At 29.9% G+C, this 6327-nt stretch carries 8 protein-coding genes and 2 tRNA genes; all 10 read right to left on the minus strand.

Annotation, left to right across the window (positions count from 1 at the left end):
- Window positions 1-178: IS200/IS605 family transposase (gene tnpA, locus G534_RS08155; RefSeq protein WP_034596103.1), on the minus strand; the 178-nt coding region annotated here is incomplete at its 3' end.
- Window positions 179-365: 187 nt separating this feature from the next.
- Entirely contained in the window at window positions 366-716 is a 351-nt protein-coding gene (rplT, locus tag G534_RS0106925; protein WP_027348463.1) for a 50S ribosomal protein L20, read from the minus strand.
- A gap of 11 nt (window positions 717-727) precedes the next feature.
- On the minus strand, window positions 728-919 hold the full coding sequence (rpmI, locus tag G534_RS0106930) for a 50S ribosomal protein L35 (protein ID WP_027348464.1): 192 nt from the start codon (window positions 917-919) through the stop codon (window positions 728-730).
- 9 nt (window positions 920-928) lie between these two features.
- Complete coding sequence (infC, locus tag G534_RS0106935; protein ID WP_027348465.1) at window positions 929-1438, minus strand: translation initiation factor IF-3; 510 nt, start codon at window positions 1436-1438, stop codon at window positions 929-931.
- A 211-nt stretch (window positions 1439-1649) separates the two neighbouring features.
- Window positions 1650-3557, minus strand: coding sequence for a threonine--tRNA ligase (gene thrS, locus G534_RS0106940; protein ID WP_027348466.1), 1908 nt, complete (start codon window positions 3555-3557; stop codon window positions 1650-1652).
- Window positions 3554-4867, minus strand: coding sequence for a histidine--tRNA ligase (hisS, locus tag G534_RS0106945; protein ID WP_027348467.1), 1314 nt, complete (start codon window positions 4865-4867; stop codon window positions 3554-3556). The genes thrS and hisS overlap by 4 nt, the downstream gene beginning before the upstream one ends.
- Window positions 4868-4875: 8 nt before the next feature.
- Window positions 4876-5484: a hypothetical protein gene (locus G534_RS0106950; RefSeq protein WP_027348468.1), complete on the minus strand. Its 609-nt coding sequence runs from the start codon at window positions 5482-5484 to the stop codon at window positions 4876-4878.
- A 149-nt stretch (window positions 5485-5633) separates the two neighbouring features.
- Window positions 5634-5719 (minus strand) — tRNA-Leu (locus tag G534_RS0106955).
- 114 nt (window positions 5720-5833) lie between these two features.
- Window positions 5834-5908 (minus strand) — tRNA-Gly (locus tag G534_RS0106960).
- A gap of 192 nt (window positions 5909-6100) precedes the next feature.
- Window positions 6101-6327 (minus strand): transposase (locus G534_RS0106965; protein ID WP_156896558.1); only part of this gene is annotated, 227 nt, incomplete at its 5' end.

A 6327-nucleotide genomic window follows, 5' to 3' on the forward strand; every position in this document is an offset into this window, starting at 1 on the left:
GATCAGGGCATAATTCTGCCTCAATTATATTTATATTTTTTCTTGTCAGCAAATCTCTAAGTATTTTTCCAATATCTTCTTTAATTCTTCCATATATTATTTGTCTTCTATATTTTGGTGCAAATACTATATGATACTTACAATTCCAGCTTGTATGTGATAAACTGTTTTTATCCATATGGATTATCTCCTCTCGTATTTAATTGTGCAGTTTGTCAGACTACATCAATTTTATCACGAGAGGTTTTTTTCTTGAAGCTAAAGCTCTTGATTCCCCCGGCATAGCCGGGGGTTTTTATTGTGGTAAACCCACAATAAAAAATCTGACGGAATATAACTTCCATCAGATTTACATAATTTTATTTTTAAGCATTTTTAGCTGTTTCAACTAATTGTGAAAATGCTTGTGGGTCATTGATTGCGATTTCAGATAACATTTTTCTATTGATATCAATATTTGCTTTCTTTAATCCACCCATGAATTTTGAATAGCTTAAACCATTTGCTCTTGAAGCTGCATTGATTCTAGCAATCCATAATTGTCTAAATTCTCTTTTTCTACGTTTTCTTCCGATATATGAATATTGAAGTGATTTCATTACAGCTTGTTTTGCTGTTCTAAATAAAGTAGATTTTCCACCTCTATATCCTTTAGCCATTTTTAAATATTTTTTATGTGTTTTCTTTGAATTAACTGCACGTTTTACTCTTGCCATCTAATCGCCTCCTAAGGAATCATATTTCCTATTCTCTTCATATCAGCTTTACTTACTACTGTTGATTTTCTTAAAGTTCTAATTCTCTTTGGTGATTTTTTACCAGTGATATGGCTCTTATATGCCTTAAATCTTCTTAATTTACCTGAACCAGTTCTTTTAAATCTTTTAGCTGATCCTCTATGTGTTTTCATTTTACCCATAATTTCCTCCTACTCTGATTTAGGTTCTAAAAGCATTTGAATGCTTCGACCTTCAAATTTTGGTTTTGAAGCTATTTGTGACACATCTTTAACTAAGTCAAAGAAATCTTCTAAAACTTTTCTACCTAGGTCTTTATGTGCCATCTCTCTTCCTCTAAATCTAATACTTACTTTTACTTTATCATCTTTGCCAAGAATTCTAATAGCATTACGAGCTTTAATTTCTAAATCATGCTTTTGAATTGAAGGTGATAATCTAATTTCTTGTACATTTACTGTTTTAGCTTTTTTTCTTGCTTCTTTTTGTTTCTTAACTTGATCATATTTGTACTTTCTATAATCCATAATTCTAACCACAGGTGGTTCTGCATTTGGTGATAGAAGTACTAAATCTAAACCTTCTTCTATAGCTTTATTATAAGCATCTTGAGATGTAAATATACCTAATTGTTCACCATCACTTCCTATAAGTCTTACTTTTGGAAAACGGATTTGCTCGTTTATTTGAAGTTCTTTTATAACATACCTCCTAAAGTATAAGTTAAATAAAAAATAGTAGCATAAATACCTACGCTACTATCTCAAAAATCTTGATTAAGTTAGACCTAAATGTACTATTACATTAGGTGAGAGTAGGTACCTCTGCTTGAATACTAGTAAATTATACATTATTTATCTTGTATTGTCAAATATACTCTAATATATTTATTAATTAATATTTTATAAATATTTAATTTCTTTCCTCTACATCTGTAAGCATTTGATTGAAAAATTCATCTAAATCAATATCAATAGATTTTGATTCACTATATTTTCTCACAGAAACTGTGTTATTAGCAAGCTCATTATCACCTATTACTAATTGATAAGGAATTTTAGATGTTTGTGAATCACGAATTTTCTTACCCATTGACTCATTTCTATCATCAATTTCTACTCTTAGACCTGCATCAAAGAATTTTTGCTTAATTTCCTTAACTTTATCTCCATGATGTTCTAAGCTTACCGGTATAAAAGTAGCTTGAACTGGCGCTAACCAAAGTGGGAAATTACCTGCATAATGTTCTATTAAGATTCCTAAGAATCTTTCAAGCGAACCATATATAGCTCTATGAATCATTACAGGCTGTTTCTTTTCATTAAATTCATCAATATAATGCATATCAAATCTTTGTGGCATCTGGAAGTCTAATTGAATTGTACCACATTGCCATGGTCTTCTAAGTGAATCAAGTAATTGAATATCTATTTTTGGACCATAAAATGCTCCATCAGCTTCATTTATTGTATAATCAATACCTAATTCTTCAACTACTTCAATTAAGTTCTTTTCTGCTCTATCCCATAGTTCTGGTGATCCCATAAAATCTTCTGGTCTTGTAGAAATAAATACCTTATATTCAAATCCAAATTTAGAATATATTTCTTGAGCAAGATTCATAATTCCCTTAATTTCATCTTTTACTTGAGATTCTAAACAAAATATATGTGCATCATCTTGTGTAAAGGCTCTTACTCTAAATAATCCGTGTAAAGCACCTGATAATTCATGTCTGTGAACAAGACCAAGTTCTGAAAGTCTAATTGGTAAATCTCTATATGAATGTGGTTCTGATTTATAGACTAAAATTGATCCAGGACAATTCATTGGTTTTACCGCATAATCTTCATCATCAATTTTTGTGAAATACATATTCTCTTGATAATGATCCCAGTGACCTGAAGTATGCCATAAAGCTTCATTTAATATCATTGGTGTTGAAATTTCACCATAACCAGCAATTCTAATTTTTTCTAAAAGGAATTTTTCTAGATTTCTTTTAACAATCATTCCATTTGGAAGATAGAATGGGAATCCTGGACCTTCATCAGCAAGCATAAATAATTTCATTTGCTTACCTAGCATACGGTGGTCTCTCTTCTTAGCTTCTTCGAGCATATTTAAGTAATCATCTAATTCTGATTGTTTCTTAAATGAGATTCCATAAAGTCTTTGTAACATTTGTCTGTTACTATCGCCTCTCCAATATGCTCCAGCAGTTGAAAGTATCTTAACAGCTTTGATTTCTTTTGTATTGGTAATATGAGGACCTTTACATAAATCTATAAAATCGCCTAATTTATAAAGGGATAAGGATTCATTTTCAGGTAAATCATTTATTAATTCTACCTTATAAATATCTCCTCTATCTTCAAAATATTTAAGAGCATCTTCTCTTGTAATATCTTCTCTCTCTAAATCATGCTTTTGTCTAGCTATCTCGAGCATTTCTTTTTCAATTTCTTCAAAATCTTCTGGTACAAAATGGTGTTCACTCTCTATATCATAATAAAATCCTTGCTCAATAGCAGGACCTATAGCGAATTTAGTACCTGGGTATAGCTTTTGAATAGCTGCTGCCATTAAATGAGCAGAAGTGTGCCAAAACAGTTGTTTAGCTCTATCATCATCGTATTTAAAGAAATCTACACTACTATCTTCATTCAATACTTCTTGCAACCCCATTAATTTATGTCCATTTACCTGTGCACCTTCTACTGATCTTGCAAATCCTTCAGAAATAGACTTTGCAATATCTAATAAGGATGTTCCTTTTTCAAATTCTACTTGTCTATTATCTGGAAATGTTATTTTCATCTTTCCTCCAAAAAGTTAATCAAACTTTTTCTTTCTATTGTTTCTTGATTACCACTAATAAAATCTTTTACACTTACTTCTTGATTTTCTTTTTCATTTCCACCAACAATTATAGCTAAATCCGCTCCTATATTGTCAGCATATGAAAATTTCTTTTTAACCTTGCCTTTTTCTAGATATATCTGAGAAATAATTTTATGCTTTCTCAAATCATTTACTATATCTATACCATAGTCTATAACATCTTCACCCATTGGAATTACAATTATAGACTTTTCATTTTCTTCCTCTAAATTTAATAAATTAGCTTCGTTTAATTGATAATATAATCTAGTTAAACCTATTGAAAGACCTACTCCAGGAAATTTTTGTTTAGTAAAATTATTTGCTAAATCATCATATCTTCCACCACTACATACGGATCCGATACTTTCATAACCTTTTAAAAAAGTTTCATAAACTGTACCTGTATAATAATCTAATCCTCGAGTAATAGTTAAATCTATTTTTATATTTTCATTCGGAATCCCAAAATCTTGCATATATCCATATACTTCAATTAGTTCTTTTCTTCCCTCTATAAATATTTCATTTTCAATATTTAATTTATTAACTTTTTCGATTGTATCTTCATTTGTATCTTCAGTATGGATGAATTCTAAAATTTTATCTATATCTTCACTTGCAATTTCGAGTTTTGATAATTCTTCAATAGTTTTAGCTCTTCCAATTTTTTCAATCTTATCTATAGTTCTTAAAACTTCTTCAAACTTATCTATTTGTATCGATTCTAAAAACCCTTGTAATAATTTTCTATTATTTATTCTAAATAGAATATCTTTAAATCCAAGTTCCTTAAAAATATTATAAATAACTGAAGGAATTTCTCCGTCATTTATAATTGAAAGATTATCCTTACCAACAATGTCTATATCACATTGATAGAACTCTCTATATCTTCCTTTTTGATTTCTTTCACCACGATATACTTTACCTATTTGATATCTTTTAAATGGAAAACTTAAATCATGAGAATACATAGAAATATATCTGGCAAGACTTACTGTTAAGTCAAATCTTAAGGCTTGTTTGGTACTTTCCTTATCTATTCTATAAATTTGTTTACTTGTCTCTCCTCCACCTTTAGAAAGTAGAATCTCTTCTTTTTCTATTAATGGAGTATCGATGTTTACAAATCCAAATTTTATAAAATTTTTTTCAATAATGTTTTTCATTTCATCAAATACTTTTTGATCTTTTGGCAATAATTCTAAAAAACCTGGAAGTATTGATGGATTAATGATTCCCATTTTATCTCCTAATATCCTAATTCTTTAAGTCTTTGATCTACTAAATTATTATAGAAATTATAATCTTTTCCTGCTTTTTGTAATAAATCAAGTCTTTCTGCTCCATATCCTAATTCTCCACGAATTATCATATCAACTATTTCTGATTGTGATGCATTACGTATTGTATCTATTGATATATTTACAGTTGGTTCATAATCAGGAACTGGAATTTGACTTGGTTCTGAAGGTTCTTCTACTGGTTGTTCAGGTTGATTTTGCTCTGGTTGCTCTGGTTGCTCTGGTTGTTCTGGTTTGTTTTGTTCTTCCTGTCCTGAAGCTTCAGATTCAGCTTCTGTTTCTTTCACAGTTTCCTTTTCTGTTTCTTTCTCTGTTTCTTCCACAGTTTCCTTTTCTGTTTCTTTTGCTGTTTCCTTTTCTGTTTCCTTTATAGTTTCTTTTACTGTTTCTTTTTCCGTTTCTCTTACTGATGGTTTTGATTTATTACCAGAAAAAATATTTATTGCATATAATGTAATCACAAATATAAGTAATATACCTAATATTATCATCGAAATTTTAATAGCCATATTATCGCTATTTCTCTTATTTAATTTTCTTCTATTTTCTTCTTTCATTGCTTTCCTCCACATTAATAATTAAATCTGAAACGAGTAAACCCGTAGTCTACCGATATTAAGATTCGGTTGCATTCCAATTATGGTATTTAAGTTAATTTTATTGTAAATATGTACTTTCTACTTGTATTTATTATTTACAAGTTATATGGTGCCCAGGAGGAGATTCGAACTCCCACAAGCCATGCTCACTACCCCCTCAAGATAGCGTGTCTGCCAATTCCACCACCTGGACAGAAATACTCACCATATTAATTCATTTTATACCATTTCATATAATCTTTCAACGATTTATACATCTATTTAATAAAAAAAAAGCAAAATGAATAAATCATTCTGCATTTGTTATTGGAGCGGAAAACGAGATTCGAACTCGCGACCCTCGCCTTGGCAAGGCGATGCTCTACCACTGAGCCACTTCCGCTTATTTTGTTGCTTTTTCATTATACAAAAATATGCAATTTTTGTCAAATAATTTGCTTATATTTTTTTAAATTATAAAATAAAATTAAGACCAGCTATCAAATGTCAAGAGAAAATAAAAAATAATTTATCTTGAAATTTATGGCACGTCAAACAAGCCTAAAAATTTAGGCTTAGAAAAATTTAATAACAATTAAATATTAGGTATGTAAGCTTTGTTATCTCTTAAAACAGCAAAAATTATGTTAGTAAGTTTTCTAGCAACTGCACCAATAGCTGTACCATGAGCCTTACCTCTTTGTCTAAGCTTTTGATAATACACAGACAAAGCAGGATCTTTAAAGGCGGCAACACTAGCAGCGAGCCAAATAGCACGTCTAAGATAAGGAGAACCACGTTTAGAAATCTTAGTATCAGTAG

Origin of the sequence: Helcococcus sueciensis DSM 17243 (assembly GCF_000423145.1) — a bacterium.
Classification (GTDB): Bacteria; Bacillota; Clostridia; order Tissierellales; family Peptoniphilaceae; genus Helcococcus; species Helcococcus sueciensis.

Bases quoted from the DNA above. Each gene is read 5' to 3' on its own strand.
- rplT (WP_027348463.1), bottom strand. From the start codon at position 716: ATGGCAAGAGTAAAACGTGCAGTTAATTCAAAGAAAACACATAAAAAA.
- rpmI (WP_027348464.1), bottom strand. From the start codon at position 919: ATGGGTAAAATGAAAACACATAGAGGATCAGCTAAAAGATTTAAAAGA.
- thrS (WP_027348466.1), bottom strand. From the start codon at position 3,557: ATGAAAATAACATTTCCAGATAATAGACAAGTAGAATTTGAAAAAGGA.
- hisS (WP_027348467.1), bottom strand. From the start codon at position 4,867: ATGGGAATCATTAATCCATCAATACTTCCAGGTTTTTTAGAATTATTG.
- G534_RS0106950 (WP_027348468.1), bottom strand. From the start codon at position 5,484: ATGAAAGAAGAAAATAGAAGAAAATTAAATAAGAGAAATAGCGATAAT.